The organism is Nocardioides sp. YIM B13467, assembly GCF_042788075.1.
In the GTDB taxonomy this organism is placed as follows: Bacteria; Actinomycetota; Actinomycetes; order Propionibacteriales; family Nocardioidaceae; genus Nocardioides.
Map to the genome: position 1 here is coordinate 1253695 of NZ_JBHZPJ010000046.1, position 20140 is coordinate 1273834.

At 70.0% G+C, this 20140-nt stretch carries 17 protein-coding genes; 14 read left to right on the plus strand and 3 right to left on the minus strand.

Annotation, left to right across the window (positions count from 1 at the left end; all coding sequences use genetic code 11):
• Positions 1–122: 122 nt before the first annotated feature.
• From ACFX43_RS13225 to ACFX43_RS13235, 3 genes are read left to right on the plus strand one after another with little or no spacing between them, the layout of a single operon-like run.
• Complete coding sequence (locus ACFX43_RS13225) at positions 123–1385, plus strand: MFS transporter (RefSeq protein ID WP_378822084.1); 1263 nt, start codon at positions 123–125, stop codon at positions 1383–1385.
• Between the two features lie 59 nt (positions 1386–1444).
• A complete protein-coding gene (locus ACFX43_RS13230; RefSeq protein ID WP_378822085.1) occupies positions 1445–2401 on the plus strand; it encodes a Ppx/GppA family phosphatase in 957 nt (318 codons plus the stop codon).
• An 11-nt stretch (positions 2402–2412) separates the two neighbouring features.
• Positions 2413–3183, plus strand: a complete 771-nt coding sequence (locus tag ACFX43_RS13235) for a sugar phosphate isomerase/epimerase family protein (protein WP_378822086.1) — start codon at positions 2413–2415, stop codon at positions 3181–3183.
• Between the two features lie 20 nt (positions 3184–3203).
• Here the strand turns inward: ACFX43_RS13235 and ACFX43_RS13240 are convergent, their stop codons facing one another.
• Positions 3204–4409, minus strand: coding sequence for an MFS transporter (locus ACFX43_RS13240; protein ID WP_378822087.1), 1206 nt, complete (start codon positions 4407–4409; stop codon positions 3204–3206).
• A gap of 74 nt (positions 4410–4483) precedes the next feature.
• Here ACFX43_RS13240 and ACFX43_RS13245 point away from each other — a divergent pair, with 74 nt between their 5' ends.
• From ACFX43_RS13245 to ACFX43_RS13290, 10 genes are all read left to right on the plus strand, one after another.
• Entirely contained in the window at positions 4484–5686 is a 1203-nt protein-coding gene (locus ACFX43_RS13245; protein WP_378822088.1) for a heparan-alpha-glucosaminide N-acetyltransferase domain-containing protein, read from the plus strand.
• Positions 5687–5695: 9 nt separating this feature from the next.
• Positions 5696–6292: a TetR family transcriptional regulator gene (locus ACFX43_RS13250; protein WP_378822089.1), complete on the plus strand. Its 597-nt coding sequence runs from the start codon at positions 5696–5698 to the stop codon at positions 6290–6292.
• A 44-nt stretch (positions 6293–6336) separates the two neighbouring features.
• Complete coding sequence (ccmA, locus tag ACFX43_RS13255) at positions 6337–7050, plus strand: heme ABC exporter ATP-binding protein CcmA (RefSeq protein WP_378822090.1); 714 nt, start codon at positions 6337–6339, stop codon at positions 7048–7050.
• A complete protein-coding gene (locus ACFX43_RS13260) occupies positions 7047–7784 on the plus strand; it encodes an ABC transporter permease (RefSeq protein WP_378822091.1) in 738 nt (245 codons plus the stop codon). The genes ccmA and ACFX43_RS13260 overlap by 4 nt, the downstream gene beginning before the upstream one ends.
• Before the next feature lie 213 nt (positions 7785–7997).
• On the plus strand, positions 7998–10037 hold the full coding sequence (locus ACFX43_RS13265; protein WP_378822092.1) for a molybdopterin oxidoreductase family protein: 2040 nt from the start codon (positions 7998–8000) through the stop codon (positions 10035–10037).
• Positions 10034–11479 carry an FAD-dependent oxidoreductase gene (locus tag ACFX43_RS13270; protein ID WP_378822093.1) on the plus strand — a complete coding sequence of 482 codons (1446 nt, stop codon included), beginning with the start codon at positions 10034–10036 and terminating at the stop codon, positions 11477–11479. The genes ACFX43_RS13265 and ACFX43_RS13270 overlap by 4 nt, the downstream gene beginning before the upstream one ends.
• Positions 11476–14103 (plus strand): nitrite reductase large subunit NirB, encoded by a 2628-nt coding sequence (nirB, locus tag ACFX43_RS13275; protein WP_378822094.1) that lies wholly within the window; start codon positions 11476–11478, stop codon positions 14101–14103. The genes ACFX43_RS13270 and nirB overlap by 4 nt, the downstream gene beginning before the upstream one ends.
• On the plus strand, positions 14100–14456 hold the full coding sequence (gene nirD, locus ACFX43_RS13280; RefSeq protein ID WP_378822095.1) for a nitrite reductase small subunit NirD: 357 nt from the start codon (positions 14100–14102) through the stop codon (positions 14454–14456). The genes nirB and nirD overlap by 4 nt, the downstream gene beginning before the upstream one ends.
• Before the next feature lie 41 nt (positions 14457–14497).
• Positions 14498–15613 carry a uroporphyrinogen-III synthase gene (locus tag ACFX43_RS13285; RefSeq protein ID WP_378822096.1) on the plus strand — a complete coding sequence of 372 codons (1116 nt, stop codon included), beginning with the start codon at positions 14498–14500 and terminating at the stop codon, positions 15611–15613.
• Positions 15610–16284 (plus strand): sirohydrochlorin chelatase, encoded by a 675-nt coding sequence (locus ACFX43_RS13290; RefSeq protein WP_378822097.1) that lies wholly within the window; start codon positions 15610–15612, stop codon positions 16282–16284. Before ACFX43_RS13285 ends, ACFX43_RS13290 begins: the two co-directional genes overlap by 4 nt.
• A gap of 18 nt (positions 16285–16302) precedes the next feature.
• Here the strand turns inward: ACFX43_RS13290 and argJ are convergent, their stop codons facing one another.
• Together argJ and ACFX43_RS13300 are read right to left on the minus strand one after the other, a co-directional pair.
• Positions 16303–17451 carry a bifunctional glutamate N-acetyltransferase/amino-acid acetyltransferase ArgJ gene (argJ, locus tag ACFX43_RS13295; RefSeq protein ID WP_378822098.1) on the minus strand — a complete coding sequence of 383 codons (1149 nt, stop codon included), beginning with the start codon at positions 17449–17451 and terminating at the stop codon, positions 16303–16305.
• A 25-nt stretch (positions 17452–17476) separates the two neighbouring features.
• Complete coding sequence (locus ACFX43_RS13300; protein WP_378822099.1) at positions 17477–17938, minus strand: hypothetical protein; 462 nt, start codon at positions 17936–17938, stop codon at positions 17477–17479.
• A gap of 332 nt (positions 17939–18270) precedes the next feature.
• Here ACFX43_RS13300 and ACFX43_RS13305 point away from each other — a divergent pair, with 332 nt between their 5' ends.
• A complete protein-coding gene (locus tag ACFX43_RS13305) occupies positions 18271–20112 on the plus strand; it encodes a phosphoenolpyruvate carboxykinase (GTP) (protein ID WP_378822100.1) in 1842 nt (613 codons plus the stop codon).
• The last annotated feature ends 28 nt before the right edge of the window (positions 20113–20140 follow it).

Here is a 20140-nt window from a genome sequence, read left to right on the forward strand (position 1 = left end):
GGCGTATTCTTGTGGGTACGGAGCCACCGCTCCGTATCCATTGTGTGTATCACCTCGCGCTGGCCCCGCCGGCGGACCAAGGCGGCACAGAGCCGCGGTTCGCAGCGGGAGGTTCGAAAGAGATGTCAGTGCAGGGCGAGCAGAGTCTGGTGCGCGCCGTCGGAGGGACGTACTTCCCACTCGCGCTGGTCGCGCGGATGCCGTACGCGATGATGGTCGTCGGTGTGCTGACGCTGGTCGTCGCCGGCCGCGACTCGCTGGCGCTCGGTGGTCTGAACTCCGCGATGGTGGGGATCGGAGCCGCGACGTGCGGCCCGCTCCTCGGCGCCGCGGTCGACCGGTTCGGCCAGCGGCGCGTGCTGCTGGTGGTCGGCGCCGCGAGCAGCGCGATGCTGGCCGCGATGGCCTGGGTCGTCTACAGCCCGCTGCCCGACGCGGCCGTGCTGGCGGTGGCCTTCCTGGTTGGTGCGACCGCACCGCAGATCGCACCGCTGTCGCGGTCGCGGCTGATGGCGATCATCTCCGCGTGCATCGTCCCGGGACGTCGCGTGCGGGTGATCAACTCGACCATGGCCTACGAGTCGGCGGCCGACGAGATCGTCTTCATCGTCGGTCCCGTCGTCGCGGGCGTGCTCGCCGTGACGATCGACCCCTGGGCGCCGGTCGTCGCCGCCGCGGTGCTCACCCTGATCTTCGTCTCCGCCTTCGCCCTTCACCCGAGCGCCGCGACCGCACAGGCCTCTTCCGGCCGTACGCCGGCTGCCGGCTCCGTGCGTGAGCTCGCTCGTCCGCGCCTGGTCGTCATCGTGGTCGGCATCCTCGGTGTCGGGCTCTTCTTCGGCTCGATGCTCACCTCGCTGACCGCGTTCATGGCCGACCACGGGCGCCCGGAGGAGGCCGGCCTGGTCTACGCCGCGATGGGCGTCGGCTCGGCCGCGCTGGCGCTGGGTGTCGCCGTCTTCCCGGTCGGCTTCACCTCGGCCGCGCGCTGGCTGGTCTTCGGCGGGCTGATGCTGGCCGGCGCCCTCGCGCTGCCCGGGGTGTCCTCGGTGACCGGGATGGTCGTCGCGCTGCTCGTCATCGGTCTCGGGATCGGGCCGACGCTGGTCACCCAGTACGGACTCGGTGCCCGCCGCAGCCCGGTCGGCCGGTCGGCCACCGTGATGACCATGCTCGGCTCCGCGGTGATCCTCGGCCAGTCCCTCGCCTCCGCCGTCACCGGCGGCGTCGCCGAACGCTGGGGCACCGAGGCGGCCCTGGCGCTGCCGGCCGCCGCCGCTCTCGTGGTTGTGCTCGCCGGGCTGGTCAACGCCCGGATCGGGGAGCAGGCTGTGCCCGCTGCGGCTCCGAGCCGTGAGCGTGCGGCGGCCACCGCCGACCGCTGATTTCGGTCGGAGAGCAACCTTTGGAACACCGCCTGTGCGCGGCGAAGTAGCGTAGACCCATGCGTCTGGGCGTACTCGACATCGGATCGAACACGGGACACCTGCTCGTGGTCGACGCCCACGGCGGGGCGGCCCCGCTACCGGCGTACTCGTTCAAGCAACCCTTGCGGCTGGCTGAGCACCTCGACGAGGCCGGCGATGTGACCGAGGCTGGGATCGAGGCGCTGACCGCCTTCACCCGTGAGTCGGTGGCGGTGGGGGAGGAGAAGGGCGTCTCGGAGATGCTGGCGTTCGCGACCTCGGCGGTGCGCGATGCCGGCAACTCGCAGCAGGTGCTCGACCGCGTACATGCCGAGACCGGGGTCGAGATCGAGGTCCTTCCCGGCGACGACGAGGCGCGGCTGACCTTCTTGGCCGTACGCCGCTGGTTCGGCTGGTCCGCCGGACGCCTCGCCGTCTTCGACATCGGCGGTGGTTCGCTGGAGATCGCGGCCGGGCTGGACGAGCAGCCGTACGTCGCCTGGTCGCTGCCGCTGGGTGCCGGCCGGCTCGCGCGCAGCTATTTCGGTGACCGCCCGACGGAGGAGGAGACACGGGAGCTGCGCCGGACGATCCGCGCCTCGATCGCCGAGGACGCGGGCAAGATACTGCGCGACGGCCGGCCGGACATGGCGGTGGCGACCTCGAAGACGTTCCGCTCGCTGGCACGCATCTGCGGTGCGGCGCCGAGCGGTGAGGGGCTGCGCGTGCGCCGCCAGCTGCCGTTGGCCGAGTTGCGCGACTGGATCCCGAAGCTGCTGGAGATGTCGCTCGAGGAGCTCTCCGAGCTGCCCGGGGTCAGCCCGTCACGGGCCCATCAGATCGTGCCCGGTGCGCTGGTCGCCGAGGCGTGCCTCGACATCTTCGACCTGCCTGCTTTCGAGATCTGCCCCTGGGCGCTGCGCGAGGGCCTGATCCTCGACCGCCTCGACCACCTGTCCTTCATCGGCAGCTCCAACCTTGGAACGTCCGAGTAGGAGGCCCCGCGATGATCTCGCTGTCGACGTCCTCTACCTATCCCGAGTCGACCGCCCACGGCTTCGCCTATGCGGCCGAGGTGGGATACGACGGGGTCGAGGTGATGGTCGGCATCGACGCGCTGTCGCAGCAGACCCATGCGGTCAAGCAGCTCGCCGAGCACCACGGCCTACCCATCGTCGCGATCCACGCGCCGACCCTGCTGTTCACCCAGCAGGTCTGGGGCTTCGAGCCCTGGGGCAAGCTCGAGCGGTCGGCCGAGATGGCCGTCGAGGTCGGTGCGGGAGTGGTGGTCGTACATCCGCCGTTCCGCTGGCAGCGCGAGTACGCGGCCGGGTTCGTGGACGGGATCGCCACGCTGGAGCGCTCGACCGGGCTGCGGTTCGCGGTGGAGAACATGTACCCGTGGCGGGCGGCCAAGCGCGCCACGCAGATGTACCTGCCCCACTGGGACCCCTCGACCGAGGATTACGCCAACACCACCATCGATCTCTCCCACGCCGCGATCGCCGGCGACGACGTGATCGAGATGGCGAAGCGGCTCGGGTCGCGGCTGCGGCACATCCACCTCACCGACGGCACCGGCTCGGCGAAGGACGAGCATCTCGTGCCCGGGCGGGGCCACATGGGCGCCGACCGCTTCCTGCGCCATCTGGCTGCCACGGGGTTCGACGGCGAGATCGTCCTCGAGATCAGCACCCGACGCGCCCACTCCCGCGCCGAGCGCGTCTCCGCCCTCCGCGAGTCGCTCGAGTTCGCGCGCAAGCACTTCGAGGCCTGACCTCGCCGGTCAGCCACCCGTCAGTCGTGGGCGGCGAGCCAGGACCAAGTGAGCGAGGTCAGGGCGAGGAGGAGGACGGCGGTGGCGACGCCCCACCAGCCGACGACGTACGCATAGCCGAGCAGCCAGCCGAAGAGGCTGGAGCCGCCGTAGTAGAAGAGGTTGTAGAGGGCGCTGGCCTGGGCCTTTCCGACCTGCGCGCGGGCGCCGACCCAGCCCGAAGCGACGCCGTGGGCGCCGAAGAAGCCGGTGGTGAGGACGAACAGGCCGGTCAGGACCATCGCGAGGTTGTCGGGGAAGGTCATCACGACGCCGACGATCGTGATGACGACGCAGGTCAACATGACCTTTCGCCGCCCGTGGGTGGCGGCCATCCGGCCCGCGACCGACGAGGAGACGGTGCCGCCGAGATAGGCGAAGAAGATCTGGCTCGAGATCGCCACCGGCAGCCCGAAGGGCTCGCGCTCGAGACGGAAACCCAGATAGTTGTACGTCGCCACGAACCCGCCCATCAGCAGTGCTGCCTGCCCGTAGAGGACGAGCATGCCCGGGTCGCGGAGGTTGGCGAGCACCCCCTCGCGTACGGACGTGGTCGGCCTGCCGACCGGGCGGACCCAGCCCTGGGCACGCGGGATCAGGGTGATGGCGACGATCGCGGCGATCGCCGAGAGGACGCCGCCGGCGGTGACGCCCAGGCGCCAGCCGCCGAGGTCGGCGAACGGCCCGGTGATCACCCGGCCGAGGAGGCCGCCGACCGTGGTGCCGGAGATGTAGATGGCCGCCGCGAGGCTGACGTGGCGTACGTGGATCTCCTCGGCCAGGTAGGCGACCGCGAGGGCGGGTACGCCGCCGAGGGCGAGGCCTTCGAGGCTGCGCAGGACGAGGAGCGTGGTGAAGCCGGGGGCGAGCGGGGTGAGCAGGCCGAGGACGAGCGAGATCGAGAGCGCGATCTTCATCGCCGGCGCCCGGCCGATGCGGTCGGCGACCCACGACCAGCCGAGGACGCTGACCGCGAGGCCGAGGGTCGCGGTGGAGACGGTGAGCGCGGCCGAGGCCTCGTTGACCTCGAGCGCGTGCGCGACGGTGGGGAGGATGCCCTGGGTGGAGTACATCTGCCCGAAGGTCGCGATCCCGGCGGCGAAGAGGCCGATCAGGATCCGGCGGTAGCCGCTGCTGCCGGCATCGTGCCCGACCCACGGGCGGGTCAGGGAGGCATCGACGGACATCGTTCTCACGGTAAAGCAGGTGCAGTGGGTGGGTGAAGCCGCGGCCTACGTGAGATATCTCTACTCTGGGGGCGATGTCAGTGCTGACGGATCGGCTCTCCGATCGACTCTCGACGCGTCTCGTCGGTGTCGACGTGGCGCGGTGCCTGGCGTTGCTGGGGATGATGGCGACGCACGTTCTCGACCCGGTCGACGCCTCCGGGGAGCTGACCAGGATCCAGGCTGTCGCCGGTGGCCGGTCCGCGGCGCTCTTCGCGGTGCTCGCCGGGGTCAGCCTGGCGCTGATGACCGGACGTCAGGAGCCGGTGCGGGGTCAGGTGCTCGCGTCCCGGTCGCTGGGGCTGGTCGCGCGGGCCGTGCTGATCGCCGCGCTCGGGCTGGTGCTCGGGTCGCTCGGCACCAACATCGCGATCATCCTGACCTACTACGGGGTGCTGTTCCTGCTCGCCATCCCGTTCCTCGGGCTGCGGGCGCGGTGGCTGTGGCTGCTCGGTGTGCTCTGGGTCGTCATCGGTCCGCTGTTGTCGCAGGTCATCCGGCCGATGTTGCCTCCGCGGGAGTTCTCCAGCCCGGAGCCGTCCCAGCTGCTGGAGCCGGGCCGGCTGCTCGCCGAGCTGCTCTTCACCGGCTACTACCCGGCCGTCCCGTGGCTGGCCTACGTGCTGATCGGGATGGCGATCGGCCGCATCGACCTGCGCAACCGGCTCGTGGTCTCGATGCTCTGGACCGGCGGCGTGATCATCTCCGTCTCGGCCACCTGGCTGTCGGGGAGGTTGACCCGGCTGCCGTCGGTGGCCGAGGTGCTGCTGCGTACCTATCCGGAGCTGGACATCGACGGGGCGCTGACCGCGATGAGCCACGGCCTCTACGGGCAGACGCCGGTCGACGGTGGCTGGCAGTGGCTGCTGGTCGTCGCGCCCCACTCGTCCACGCCGTTCGATCTGGCGCAGACGATCGGCACCTCGATGTTCGTCATCGGCGCCTGCCAGATGATCGCGCTGCGGGTGCCGGACCGGTGGCGCGCCGCGATGGCGGTGCTGTTCGGCGCCGGCACGATGACCCTCACCCTCTACACGCTGCACGTGGTGATGAAGACCGATGCCGTCTGGCCGCCGGAGACGCCCGACACGTACGTCTTCCATGTGCTCGTCGTGATGACGATCGGCGCGCTCGTCACCGCGTGGGGCCGTCCGGGTCCGCTCGAATGGCTCGTCGGCCGTCCCGCGGCCTGGTTGCGCCGAACAGAGCCTCGCCCCGAGCTGCCGTCGTCGGGTTAGCGTGCTTCCATGAGCACGAAGGCACCGCGGCGAGGGCGCAGGCCCGGCTCGCCGGACACACGGGCGGCGATCCTGACGGCGGCTCGGCAGCGCTTCGCGCAGCAGGGGTACGCCGCGACCTCCGTCCGCGGGATCGCGACCGCCGCCGGGGTCGACTCTGCGTTGGTGCACCACTACTTCGGCACCAAGGAGGACCTCTTCGTCGCCTCGTTGGAGCTGCGGGTCGATCCACGAGATGTCGTGCCCGTGGTCGCCGCCGGGGGCCGCGACGGTGTGGGGGAGCGGCTCGTACGTCTCCTCCTGAGCATCTGGGACGACGAGGAGTCCCGGCTCCCGCTGATGGCGTTGATGCGCAGCGCTTTCGAGCCGGAAGGAAAGGCTCTGGTGCCTGATGCCTTCGGCCGGCTGATCCTGGCTCCGGTCAGTGAGGCACTCGAGCTCGATGAACCCGAGCGGCGGATCACGTTGGTGGCCTCGCAGCTGGTCGGGCTCGTCGCGCTGCGCTACATCGCCCGGATCGAGCCGCTCGCCTCGGCTCCGGTGGACACGCTGGTCGCGACGTACGCGCCGGTGGTCCAGGGCTATCTGACCGGGCCTTTGCCGTAGTCCTCTTGCGTGCGGCGCCCCGTCGTGCCACATTTCATCATGTGATGAATAACGTGGTGGAGGCATCCGGTCTCCGAGTCGTGCGCGGGAAGCTTGAGGTCATCCATGGCCTCGACTTCTCCATCCGGTCAGGTGAGGTCACCGGGCTGCTCGGGCCGTCCGGGTGCGGCAAGACGACGCTGATGCGGGCCCTGGTCGGTGTGCAGGCGAAGGTCACCGGGACCCTCACCGTCCTCGGTCGTCCGGCTGGATCGGCCGCGCTGCGCCCGCGGATCGGGTACGTCACCCAGGCGGACAGCGTCTACGCCGACCTGACGGTGACTGAGAACCTGAGGTTCTTCACCCGGGTGCTCGGTGCGCCGATGTCGTCGGTCTCCGAAGCCATCGAGACGGTCGACCTCGTCGACTACAAGGACCAGGTCGTACGCGATCTCTCCGGTGGTCAGCGCTCGCGGGTCGGGCTCGCCGCGGCGCTGCTCGGTTCGCCGGACCTGCTGGTGCTCGACGAGCCGACGGTCGGGCTCGACCCGGTGCTCCGCGAGCAGCTCTGGGGCACCTTCCGGGACCTGGCCGCCGCAGGTGCGGCGGTCATCGTCTCCAGCCACGTGATGGACGAGGCCGATCGCTGCGACCGGCTGCTGCTGATGCGCGACGGTGCCTTCCTCGCCGACGGCAGCCCTGCCGAGATCAAGCAGAAGGCGAGCGCCGACGACATCGAGCACGCCTTCCTGACCCTGGTGAAGGCGGCAGCACGATGAGTCTTCGACGAACCCTGGCTGTGACCGGGCGGGTCCTCGCCCAGATCCGGCGCGACCACCGCACCCTGGTGATGCTGGTGGTCCTCCCGACGCTGCTGATGACCCTGCTGTGGTGGATGTACGAGGAGACGCCCGCGCCGATCTTCGACCGGATCGGTCCGGCCCTGCTGGCGATCTTTCCGTTCATCGTGATGTTCCTGGTCACCTCGGTGACCACGTTGCGCGAACGCTCTTCGGGAACGCTCGAGAGGCTGCTGGCGATGCCGCTGGGCAAGGGCGACTTCCTGCTCGGCTATGCGCTGGCGTTCGGGCTGCTCGCCGCGGTCCAGTCGGGCGTGGCCGTCGGAGTCAGCGTGGGTCTGCTCGGGCTGGAGATCAGTGGCTCGGTCGCCCTGCTCGTGGTCGTCGCGATCGTCGACGCCGTCCTGGGCACCGCGCTCGGGCTGCTCGTCTCGGCCTTCGCCACCACCGAGTTCCAGGCCGTGCAGTTCATGCCGGCGATCGTCGTCCCGCAGATCCTGCTCTGCGGCCTGCTCGTACCGCGCGAGTCGCTGCCCCCGGTCCTGGAGGCCATCTCCGACGTCCTGCCGCTCTCGTACGCCGTCGACGCGATGACCCACCTGGTCATCTCCACCGACACCGGCGAGGTCTGGACCGATCTCGCCGTCGTCGCCGGGTTCGTCGTGGCCGGCCTCGCCCTCGGCTCGGCGACCCTGCGGCGGCGTACCCCCTGACCGCCGAGACGTCACTTCTGCAGGCCGAGACGTCACTTCCGTCGGTCGAGTCGGCACCGAGATGCCAGCTCGGGCGACGCGGGTGACGCCTCGGCGGTCTGTGAGGTGGTGAGCGGAAGTTGACGGAAGGGGTACGGAGGGCGGATCGGCGCGAAACCTTGACACCGGAGAGTAGAGGTCGCCAGTCCCCGACCCGAAACGGTGTGAGTACGCGTGACCGACACCCACTGTCCTTACTGCAGCTTGCAGTGCGGGATGACCCTTTCACGCAAAGGGCCCCGTCTGGAGGTCAGTGAGAGAGCGTTCCCGGTGAACGAGGGTGCGCTGTGCCGCAAGGGGTGGACGGCGACGGGGCTGCGCGGGAGCCGTGAGCGGCTCACGACCCCGATGGTGCGCGACCGGGCGACGGGGGAGTGGAGCGCGGCGACCTGGGACGAGGCCCTCGACCTGGTCGCCTCGAAGCTCGCCGATCTGCGGGAGACCCACGGCGCCGACGCCAACGCAGTCTTCGGCGGCGGCGGGCTGACCAACGAGAAGGCGTACCAGCTCGGGAAGTTCGCCCGGGTCGCCCTCGGCACCTCCCAGATCGACTACAACGGCCGCTGGTGCATGTCCTCGGCGGCCTCGGCCGGCAACCAGGCCTTCGGCGTCGACCGCGGACTCCCGTTCCCGCTGGCCGACATCGAGAAGACCGACGTCTGTGTGCTCGTCGGCTCCAACCTCGCCGAGACGATGCCGCCGGCGGCCCGCCACCTCGACCGGCTCCGCGAGAACGGCGGCAAGGTCGTCGTCATCGACCCGCGGCTGACCCCCACCGGCGAACGCGCCGACCTCTTCCTCCAGCCGGTCCCCGGCACCGACCTGCCCCTCGCGCTCGGCGTCCTTCACCTGCTCGACGCGGCCGGCGCGGTCGACGAGGACTACATCGCGGAGCGGACCACGGGCTTCGAGGACGTACGCCGCTCCGTGGCCGCCTGGTGGCCGGAGATGGTCGAGCGGGTCAGTGGGGTCGAGGCCGCGCAGCTGCGCGAGCTCGCCGACCTGCTCGCCGGCGCGGGGAAGGTGATGGTCCTGACCGCGCGCGGCGCCGAGCAGCACGCCCAGGGCACCGCCACCGTCCTGGCCTGGCTCAACGTCGCGCTGGCCCTCGGCATGCCCGGGAAGGCGTACGCCGGCTACGGCTGCCTGACCGGACAGGGCAACGGCCAGGGTGGCCGCGAGCACGGCCAGAAGGCCGACCAGCTTCCCGGCTACCGGATGATCGACGACCCCGCCGCCCGGGCCCACGTCGCCGCGGTCTGGGGCATCGACCCCGAGACCATCCCCGGCAAGGGCCGCTCCGCCTACGAGCTCCTCGACGCGCTCGGCACCCCCGAGGGTCCGAAGAGCCTCATCGTCTTCGGCTCCAACATCGTCGTCTCCGCCCCCAACGCCACCCACATCACGTCGCGACTGGCAGACCTGGACCTGCTGGTCGTCGCCGACATGGTGATGAGCGAGACCGCCGCGCTGGCTGACGTGGTCCTGCCGGTGACCCAGTGGGCCGAGGAGACCGGCACCATGACCAACCTCGAGGGCCGGGTGATCCTGCGCAACCAGGCGATCAGCGCCCCCGACGGGGTCAAGAACGACCTCGACATCATCACCGGACTCGCCACCCGTCTCGGTGCCGCCTCGACCTGGTCGACCGATCCCGAGGAGATCTTCACCGAGCTCCGCGCGGCCTCGAAGGGCGGCAAGGCCGACTACAGCGGCATCACCTACGACCGCATCCGCGAGGAGGACGGCGTCTTCTGGCCGTGCCCGGAGAAGAGCGAAGGCACCCCGCGCCTCTTCGCCGACTCCTTCTTCCACGCCGACGGCCGCGCCCGCTTCATCGACGTCGCCCACCGTGGCCCGGCCGAGCAGCCGACCGCCGACTACCCGCTCCACCTGACCACCGGCCGGGTGCTCGCGCAGTACCAGTCCGGTGCCCAGACCCGGCGGATCAAGGACCTTCCCGACGAGGGCGCATTCGTCGAGCTCCACCCGCTGCTGGCCGACCGGGTCGGTGCCCACGACGGCGACCCGGTCGTCGTACGCACCCCGCGCGGCGAGATGAAGGCGCCTGCGCGGATCGTCACCACCATCCGCCCGGACACGGTCTTCGTACCGTTCCACTGGGTCGGCGCCAACAAGCTCACCAACGACGCCCTCGACCCGTCGAGCCGGATGCCGGAGTTCAAGGTCTGCGCCGCGGCGGTGAGCGCATGAGCGAGCCCGTGAGCGAGAAGCGGATCGTCGTCATCGGTGGCGGCATGGCCGCGGCGCGGCTCGTCGAGGGACTGGTCGCGCGCGGCCTCGGCCCGCAGACGACGGTGCTCGCGGAGGAGCAGCACGCTCCGTACAACCGGATCCTTCTCTCCGCCGTGCTCGAGGGCACCCACCGTCCAGGGGCACTCGCGCTGCGCGAGAAGCAGTGGTACGCCGACAGGGGAGTCGACCTCCGCCTGAACAGCCTCGTCGTGGACATCCACCGTGACCGCCACGAGGTCGAGCTCGCCGACCGGACGACGGTTCCCTACGACGCCGTCGTGCTGGCCACCGGGGCCATCCCGACCCTGCCGCCGATCCGTGGCGTGGTGCGCATGGACGGCTCGCTGGACCCGCGGGTGCAGGCGTTCCGCAGCCTCGACGACTGCGCCCGGCTGCTTGACACCCTCCACGACCACCCGCGCAGTGCGGTGATCGTCGGCGGTGGCCTGCTCGGTCTCCAGGTCGCCCGCGCCCTGGCGGTCCGTGGCATCGAGACCGAGATCGTCGAGGGCCGCGACCACCTGCTCAGCAGCCAGGTCGACGCGTCGGCCGGCAAGGTGCTCAAGCGGTCGATGGCCAAGCTCGGCACCCAGGTCTACCTCGGCGCCCGTGCGACCAGGCTGACCGACGAGGGGCTCAAGCTCGACAACGGCTACACCCTCGAGACCGATCTGGTGGTGCTCACCGCCGGCGGCCGGCCGCGCGCCAACCTCGCCCGCCGCGCCGAGCTCACGGTCAACCGGGGCATCGTCGTCGACGACCAGCTGCGCAGCGTCGACGACCCGGACGTGTACGCGATCGGCGACTGCGCCGAGCACAACGGCAATGTGACCGGCTTCGTCTCGCCCGCGTGGGAGCAGGCCGGCGTCCTCGCCGACGTCCTGGCCGGCGGCCCCGCGACCTATCAGGGCCACCGCGTCGTCGCCCGGCTGCGCGCCACCGACCTCGACGTCTGCGTCCTCGGCGAGCCCGAGAACGAGACCGGCGAGGTCGTCGAGATAGCCAACCCGGTCAAGGGCACCCACCGCAAGCTGGTCGTACGCGACGGCCGCATCGTCGCGGGAGCCCTCGTCGGTGACCTGAGCCGGGTCGGCCTGATCACCCAGGCATTCGACCGGCAGACGGTTCTCGGCGAGCACGAGGCCGGCCAGCTGCTGCTGCCCGAGCCCTCCAACAGCCCGCGTCCGGAGCTCCCCGACGACGCGGAGGTGTGCGCCTGCGCCGGTGTCAGCGCCGGCCGGATCCGGGCGTGCCGGTCCCTCGAGGACGTACGCGACACCACCCGCGCCACCACCGGATGCGGTGGCTGCGCGCCGACCGTACGTCAGCTCCTGGCCACCCGGCCCAGCGGCACTCAGCTCAATGCAACGCAGCTCAGTCTGGAAGGAACTACGTCATGAGCCCTCACCTCCGCAAGAAGGTCGTCGTCGTCGGCCACGGCATGGTCGGTCACCGCTTCGTGACCGCCGCGATCGAGCGCGGTCTCACCGAGACCCACGACATCGTGGTCTTCGGTGAGGAGCCGCGCCCGGCGTACGACCGGGTCGCCCTCACCAGCTTCTTCGAGGTCGGCGCCGAGGCACTCTCCTTCCTGCCCTCCGGCGTCTACGAGGACCCGCGGGTCACCCTGCGCACCAGCACGAGCGTCGTCGAGATCGACACCGCCGCCCAGACCGTGATGCTCGCCGACGGCGAGGAGATGGCGTACGACGAGCTGGTGCTCGCCACCGGAGCGGCGCCGTTCGTGCCGCCGGTGCCGGGTTCGGAGCTCGGGAACGTCTTCGTCTACCGCACGATCGAGGACCTCGAGGCGATCCGCGAGGCCGCGAAGACCGCGAAGACCGGAGCCGTGATCGGCGGTGGCCTGCTCGGGCTGGAGGCCGCCAACGCGCTGCACCAGCTCGGCGTCAAGACCCACGTGGTCGAGCTCGCGCCGCGGCTGATGGCCGTGCAGGTCGACGACGCCGGCGGCAACACGCTCAAGCGCCACATCGAGAAGCTCGGTCTCAGCGTGCACACCGGCGTGATGACGGAGTCGATCTCACCGGACTCCGTGGCCGAGATCTCCGTCGTGGACGAGGACGAGAGCGGCGTGCTCGACGGCAAGGTCAGCGCGCTGAAGTTCAAGGACGTCGAGGAGCCGCTGCCGGTCGACATGATCGTCTTCTCGGCCGGCATCCGGCCGCGTGACGCGCTCGCCCGCGGCGCCGGCCTGGACCTGGCCGAGCGCGGCGGCGTACTGGTCGACGAGCAGTGCCGGTCCTCCGACCCGCATGTGTGGGCGGTCGGCGAGTGCGCCGCGCCCGGCGGCAGGATGTACGGCCTGGTGGCTCCCGGTTACGACATGGCCGAGGTCGTCGCCGACGCGCTGCTCGGTGGCGCCGGCACGTTCACCGGCGCAGACATGTCGACCAAGCTCAAGCTGCTCGGTGTCGACGTCGCGAGCTTCGGTGACGCGCACGGCACCACCCCCGAGTGCCTCGAGCTCACCTACTCCGACGCCGTCGCCGGTGTCTACAAGAAGCTGGTGATCAGCGAGGACGGCACCCGCCTGCTCGGCGGCGTGCTGGTCGGCGACGCCTCGGCGTACGGCCTGCTGCGGCCCATGGTCGCCTCGGGCATGGTGCTTCCGGAGAACCCGGAGGAGCTGATCCTCCCCCAGTCCAGTGGCGGTGGGGGAGGAATTCAGCTCCCGCCCGAGGCGCAGATCTGCTCCTGCAACAACGTCACCCGCGGTGACATCGAGGCGGCCGTCGACAACGGCTGCGAGAGCGCGGCGGACGTCACCAAGGAGACCAAGGCCGGCTCGACCTGTGGATCCTGCAAGGTGCAGGTGAAGAAGATCGTCGAGGACTACTTCACCGCCCAGGGCAAGACCGTCGACACGAGCCTGTGCGAGCACTTCAAGATGACCCGCGCCGAGCTCTTCGACGTGGTCCTGATCCACGGCTACAAGACCTTCGACCAGATCATCGAGGCACATGGCAGCGGCCGCGGCTGCGACCTGTGCAAGCCCGCCGTCGCGAGCATCCTGGCGAGCCAGCTCAACGGGCACGTGCTGGCCAAGGAGAACCGCAAGCTCCAGGACACCAACGACGCCTACCTGGCCAACCTCCAGAAGAACGGCTCCTACTCGGTCGTCCCGCGCATCCCCGGCGGCGAGATCACGCCCGAGGGCCTGATCGTGATCGGCGAGGTGGCCAAGGACTTCGGCCTCTACACCAAGATCACCGGTGGCCAGCGCATCGACATGTTCGGTGCCCGGATGGAGGACCTCCCCGCGATCTGGAAGCGCCTGGTCGACGCCGGGTTCGAGTCGGGCCACGCGTACGGGAAGTCCCTGCGGACCGTGAAGTCCTGCGTCGGCTCGACCTGGTGCCGCTACGGCGTCCAGGACTCCGTCGGCCTCGCGATCATGCTGGAGACCCGCTACCGCGGGCTGCGCTCGCCGCACAAGCTCAAGGGTGGCGTCTCCGGGTGCGCCCGCGAGTGCGCGGAGGCCCGCGGCAAGGACTTCGGTGTCATCGCCACCGAGAAGGGCTGGAACCTGTACGTCGGGGGCAACGGTGGCGCCATCCCGGCCCACGCCCAGCTGCTCGCCGGTGACCTGAGCACCGAGGAGCTGGTCAGCTACCTCGACCGCTTCCTCATGTACTACGTACGCACCGCCGACCGCCTCCAGCGCACCTCGACCTGGATCGACTCCCTCGACGGCGGCCTGGACCGGGTGCGCGAGGTCGTGATCGACGACGTCCTCGGCCTGGGCACCGAGCTCGAGGCCGCGATGGCGCGCCACACCGAGACGTACTTCGACGAGTGGAAGGCCACGCTCGAGGACCCGGAGAAGCTGCGCCGGTTCGTCTCCTTCGTCAACGCCCCCGACATCCCGGACCCTAACATCTCCTTCGGGTCCACCCGCGGCCAGATCGTCCCGGAGGTGGGCGACGAGCCCGCAGTGGTCGGCCCGGTCTCGCTCGGTGCCTCTATCCCTGTCGGAATGCCCACCTTGGAGGAGACGCGATGACCGAGACCCAGACTCAGACCCAGCCCGTGACGTACATCGCCGTCTGTCGCCTCGACGACATCGACCCGGAGACGGGCATCGCCGCGCTGGTGCGCGGGGAGGCGGTCGCCGTCTTCCGGACCCTCGACGACCGAGTCTTCGCGCTGTCGAACTTCGACCCGTACGGCCACGCCTCGGTACTCGCCCGCGGGATCGTCGGGACGCGTGGTGAGGTGCCGTTCGTGGCCTCGCCGCTGCTCAAGCAGCCGTTCTCGCTGGAGAGCGGTCAGTGCCTCGACGATCCGTCGGTGTCGGTCGCGACCTACGAGGTCGACGTCGTCGACGGAGAGATCCGGGTCGGCGCCCGGCGATGACGAACGCGGCACAAATGATCCAGGGGACCTACGATTCCGATGTGGACAGTGGCGCGTTGAGCGGCTTCCGCGTCGGCGTGACCGCGGCGCGGAAGGCCGAGGAGCAGATCAACCTGCTCGAGAGGCGGGGAGCACACGTGGTGTGGGCGCCCGCGCTCTCCGTCGACCCCAACCGGGTCGACGCCGGCGCGCTGCGTGCCGTGACCGAGCAGATCATCGGCCAGAAGATCGACATGTTCCTGGCGACGACCGGTATCGGGACCCGCACCTGGTTCGACGCCGCGGAGGAGTGGGGACTGCTCGACCGGCTCCTGGAGACCCTCGGCGGCGCCGAGATCCTGGCCCGCGGACCGAAGTCGGTCGGTGCGATCCGGCGGCGCGGGCTGCGAGAGCTGTGGGCGCCGGAGTCGGAGGAGTTCGACGACGTCCTGGAGCATCTGCGCGGCCGCGACCTGACCGGCAAGCGGATCGTGGTGCAGGAGCACGGGCAGTCGCTGTCGATGGTCGTGCACGCGCTGACCCGGCAGGGCGCCGAGGTCATCAACGTGGTCGTCTACCGGGTCGAGTCGGCCGCCGACCCCGAGCCGATGTTCCGGCTGGTCGAGGCGTTGGCCGACGGCGAGCTGGACGCGGTCACCTTCACCTCCGCTCCCGCGGTGGCCGCGTTCATGCAGGCAGCCGGGTCGGTGGGCCTGCGCGACGAGGTCGTGGCGGCGTTCCAGGCCGATGTGGTCGCGGCCTGCGTCGGTCCGGTGACCGCCGCCGCCTTCGAGATGTGGGGCGTACCCACCATGATCCCCGACCGCTCCCGCACCGCGGCCATGGTCAAGATGCTCGAGACCGAGCTGCCGCTGCGGCGCGAGGGCCTGCTCATCGAGCTCGCCGGCGGTCATCAGCTGCTGCTCCACGGCGACGCGGTGATCCTCGACGGCGCCGAGGTGAAGCTCTCGCCGGCGCCCGCCGCCGTCCTCGGCGCCCTCGTCGCCAACCCCGGCATCGTCGTCTCCCGGCAGGCCCTGCTCGCCATGCTCCCCTCCGGCACCGCCGGCTCCGAGCACGCGGTCGAGATGGCGGTCGCCCGGCTCCGCTCGGCGCTCGGCACCAAGACCATCCAGACCGTCGTGAAGCGTGGCTACCGGCTGGCGGTGGGCTCATGAGGCTCGTCGTCGTCGCCCACGGCACCCGGCAGCTGCTCGGCAACGCGGTCGCCTCGATCATCGCCAAGCGCGCCGGTCGCGTGCTGGGGATGGAGTCGAAGGCTGCGTACGTCGAGCTCTGCGAGCCGCTGCTCACCGACGTCCTGGCCGACGCTCAGCCGTCGGTCGTGGTCCCGCTGCTGCTCTCGACCGGCTACCACATCAAGGTCGACCTGCCGCAGGCCGCCGAAGGGCTGCCGGTGGCGATGGGTCGCGCGCTCGGGCCGGATCCGCTGCTCGCCTCCGCGCAGGTCTCCCGGCTGGTCGCCGTAGGTGCGGTTCCCGGCCAGCCAGTCGTCCTGGTCGCCGCCGGCTCCAACGACCCGTCTGCCCGAGCCGACATCGCGACGGCCGGTCTGATGCTGGAGAAGGCCTGGGGTGGTCCGGTCAGGGTCGCCACCGTCTCCGGCTCCGGCGCCCCGCCCATCGACCAGGTCGTACGCCCCGGCGACGCCGTCTCTCCCTACCTGCTCGCTCCCGGCTTCTTCTCCGACCTGGTCCGAACCCGCTCCGAGGCCGTCGGCGCGGAGATCGTCGCCGACGTCATCGGCCCGCATCCCGACGTGATCGAGCTGGTCGTACGCCGCGCCGCGGCCCTCCTCGCGGAGGAGCGCTCCGCGCAGGCCGGCTGACCGCTGGTCGAGGGTGGCTCAGGTCGTGTAGTCGGCGTTGATACGGATGTAGCCGTCGGTGAGGTCGCAGCCGTAGACCGTGAACTCACCGCCGGCGATGCCGAGGTCGACCTCGATCGAGACTTCATCGCCGATGAGATAAGTCGACAAATCTGCCAATAGATTTGCCGAGACCTGAGCTGGGTAGGTCTCGGTGCCGCCGAAGGCGATGCGTACGTGCTCGGGGGAGATGTCGGTCTCCTCGCGGAGCTTGCCGATGGCCATCGCGACGCGGCCCCAGTTGGGGTCGGCGCCGTGGACGGCGGTCTTGACCAGCGGTGAGTTGACGATGGCCTTGCCGACCCGCTTGGCCTGGGCGTCGTCGCGGGCGCCGCTGACCGAGACCGTGATCAGCTTGGAGGCGCCCTCACCGTCGGAGGCGATCTTCTTCACCAGTGCCAGCGCCGCGTCGTAGAGCGCGGCCTCGAACTCACCCAGGTCGACGGCGCCGGCCGTGCCGGAGGCGAAGATCGCGGCGGTGTCGGAGGTCGAGGTGTCGGTGTCGATCGAGACGGCGTTGTAGGTGCGGTCGACGACCCGGCGGAAGGCCGCGTCGAGCTCGTCCGCGGGCACCGCGGCGTCGGTGAAGAAGTAGGTCAGCATCGTGGCCATGTCGGGCTCGAGCATCCCGACACCCTTCGCGATCCCGGTGATCGTCGCGTCGCCGACGGTCCGGGTCTCGATCTTGGCGATCGTGTCGGTCGTCATGATCGCCGCCGCGGCGGCGTCGAAGTCGGCGTCGCCGGCGGTCCCGGCGAGCTTCTCGAGCGCGGGGGTGAGGACGTCCATCGGGTACTGCACGCCGATCACGCCCGTCGAGGCGACCAGCAGCTCCTCGGGGCGGACGCCGACGACCTCGGCCGCCAGGCGGCGTACCTCCAGGGCGTTGGCCTCGCCAGTCGGCCCGGTCGCGACGTTGGCGTTCTTCGAGATGGTGACCATCCCGCGGAACGCGGAGAGGTCGGAGGCTCGGGAGAGCAGCACCGAGGCCCCGGCGAAGCGGGATCGGGTGAAGACCGCGGCGCTCGTGACCGGGCCCGAGGGAGCGGCGACGACGGCGAAGTCGTCAGCGCCCTCCTTGAGACCGAGGTTGGCGGTGACTCCGACGAATCCGGCTGGTTGAGGCATGCGGACAGCCTAGAAGGGCTGCGCCCTATGTCCGCAACCACGCGAACGCGGCGGCTTCCAGGATCATCCAGGACCGAAGTACGCGGCCCACGAACGTGATCGCGACGAAGAGCATCAGGTTGGCCTTGAGCGTGCCGTAGACCACCGCCAGGATCGCCAGCGGCGGAAGCCCGCTGAGCGCGGCCACCGCGAGCAGCCCGCCGGCATAGGCGGGCCGGCCCTGCGTACGCCGCTCCCACTTCTCCATCCGCTTCTGCCACTTCTCGCAAGACATCTTCTTGCGGACGAAGGGGAGGGCGGTGGTGCCGTGGCCGGCGTAGTACCAGACGACCTTGGAGCTGGTCTGGCCGATTCCCGCCACCAGGGCGAGTACGAGGGCGGAGAAGGTCAGGTTCGAGGCGGCCACCGCGAGGTAGGTCTCGAAGTTGATGACGGGGAAGAGTCCTCCGGCGAAGGAGGCGGCGAAGGTCCCGAGAATGAGGTCCATCAGGCGACCTCTGGACCGCTCAGGAATTGAAACAATTCAACGTCTGTGTGTTGGGGGATCACTCGCGAAACCTTAGATGTAATCCGTGTCACCATGCGACATCGGCGTCACATCCACATTACGGACCGCGCGCCGAAATGAGGCGTTTCTCACTTAAACATGGGGGTCACAAGGGTCTCAGGACCGGCTATCGGAACATCGCCTGCAGTTGGATCGATCAATTGTCCAGGCCCGTGATCGATGACCCACTCTGGTGCACGGTACCCCGGTTGGAGGCCTCTTCAACTGGGGTAACGTGCCTGCAATCGGCGAAACTTTTGAAGGGTGTCGGAATGGTTGACGTGGACAAGGTCCTCGATGAGGCGGGGCTGACGAATCCTCATGTGCGGGAGTATGTCTCCTACTGGGCAGGGGTGACCGGAGCCGAGCAGATCGAGGTTGTCAGCGCAGCCGACGACGAGCGGCTCCTCCAGGAGTCCCTGGCAGCGGGCGAGCTCCTCCCGGTGACGGGCGGCCGCTACTACAGCCGTTCCTACATCAAGGACACCGCGCGCTCCGAGGAGCGCACCGTGGTCGCCACCTCCAACCCGGAGGACAAGGGCGTCTACAACAACTGGAAGCCGGCTGACGAGACCGTCAAGACGCTCACCGAGCGGATGACCGGCGCCTCGGCCGGCAAGACGATGTACGTCATCCCCTACCTGATGGCTCCGGCCGGCTCGCCGCTCGAGGCGTACGCCGCGGGTGTCGAGCTCACCGACAGCCGCCCGGTCGTGCAGCAGATGATCCGGATGGCCCGCGTCGGCATCGACTACATCAACAACCTCGCGGACCCGAACTCCTTCGTCCGTGCGGTGCACGTGACCGGCGACCTGCCCAACCTCGGGCAGGGGACCGACAAGGACCAGCGTCTCTTCGCGACGGTCGCCGACCAGCGTACGATCCTCCACTTCGGCTCCTCCTACGGCGGCAACGCGCTGCTGGGCAAGATCGCCCACGGCCTGCGCCAGGCCTGCTACGACGGCCGCGCCTCCGGCAAGTTCCTGGCCGAGCAGTTCCTGCTGCTGGGCATCAAGGACAAGGAGACCGGCGAGGAGTTCCACGTCGTCGGTGGCTTCCCGTCCGCCTCCGGCAAGACCAACCTCTCGATGACGCTCTCGCCCGACGCCCTCGGTGAGCGTTACGAGGTCACCTTCTACGGCGACGACATCGCCTGGATCTGGGTCGGCGAGGACGGCAAGCTCTACGCCTTCAACCCGGAGAACGGCGTCTTCGGCGTCGCCAAGGACACCAACGAGAAGACCAACCCGGGCGCCGTCCAGGCGGTCCTGCCGGGCTCGGGCGCGATCTTCACCAACGTCGCCTACAACGAGAAGACCCAGGAGGTCTGGTGGGAGGGGCTCACCAAGCACCACCCGGACGACCTCGACGGCTGGATCGACTGGAAGGGCGAGCGCCTCGCCGACCGGCTCGACTCGGAGCTCCGGGAGCCGTGGGCACACCCCAACTCCCGGTTCACCACGCCGATCTCGCAGGTGCCCAACGCCGCCCCCGACTTCGACAGCCCGGCCGGCGTGCCGGTCGACGCGATCATCTTCGGTGGCCGCACCCGTGACCGCGAGCCGCTGATCCGCGCGATCACCGATGTCGCCGAGGGCGTCTACGACGGCCTCACCCTCGGTGCCGAGGCGACCGCCGCGGCCGACGGCCTCGAGGGCGTGCTGCGCTACGACCCGATGTCGATGCGTCCGTTCCTCGCCTACGAGGAGGGCGACTACGCCCGCCACTGGCTGAAGATCATCGGCGAGGCCACCGACAAGCCGGTCTTCGCCCACGTCAACTGGTTCCAGCGTGACTCCGAGGACGGTCACTTCCTGTGGCCCGGCTACCGCGAGAACGTGCGCGCGCTGCTGTGGCTGCTGCAGTTCAAGAAGGGTGAGGTCAAGGGCCAGCAGAGCCCCGTCGGCGTCATTCCGACCGAGGACGAGCTCGACCTGCGCGGCCTGGACCTGCCGCAGAGGGACCTCGACCGGATCCTCTCCCTCGACCTGAACCGCTGGAAGCAGGAGATGGGCTTCCGCGAGGAGCACCTCAAGCAGTTCAAGCTGCCGGAGGAGATCTGGGAGGCGCACCGGCGCGTCGCTGCTGCCATCGACGAGGCCGCTCAGGCCTGATCGAGACCACAGCCGGGGGCGGCGTACG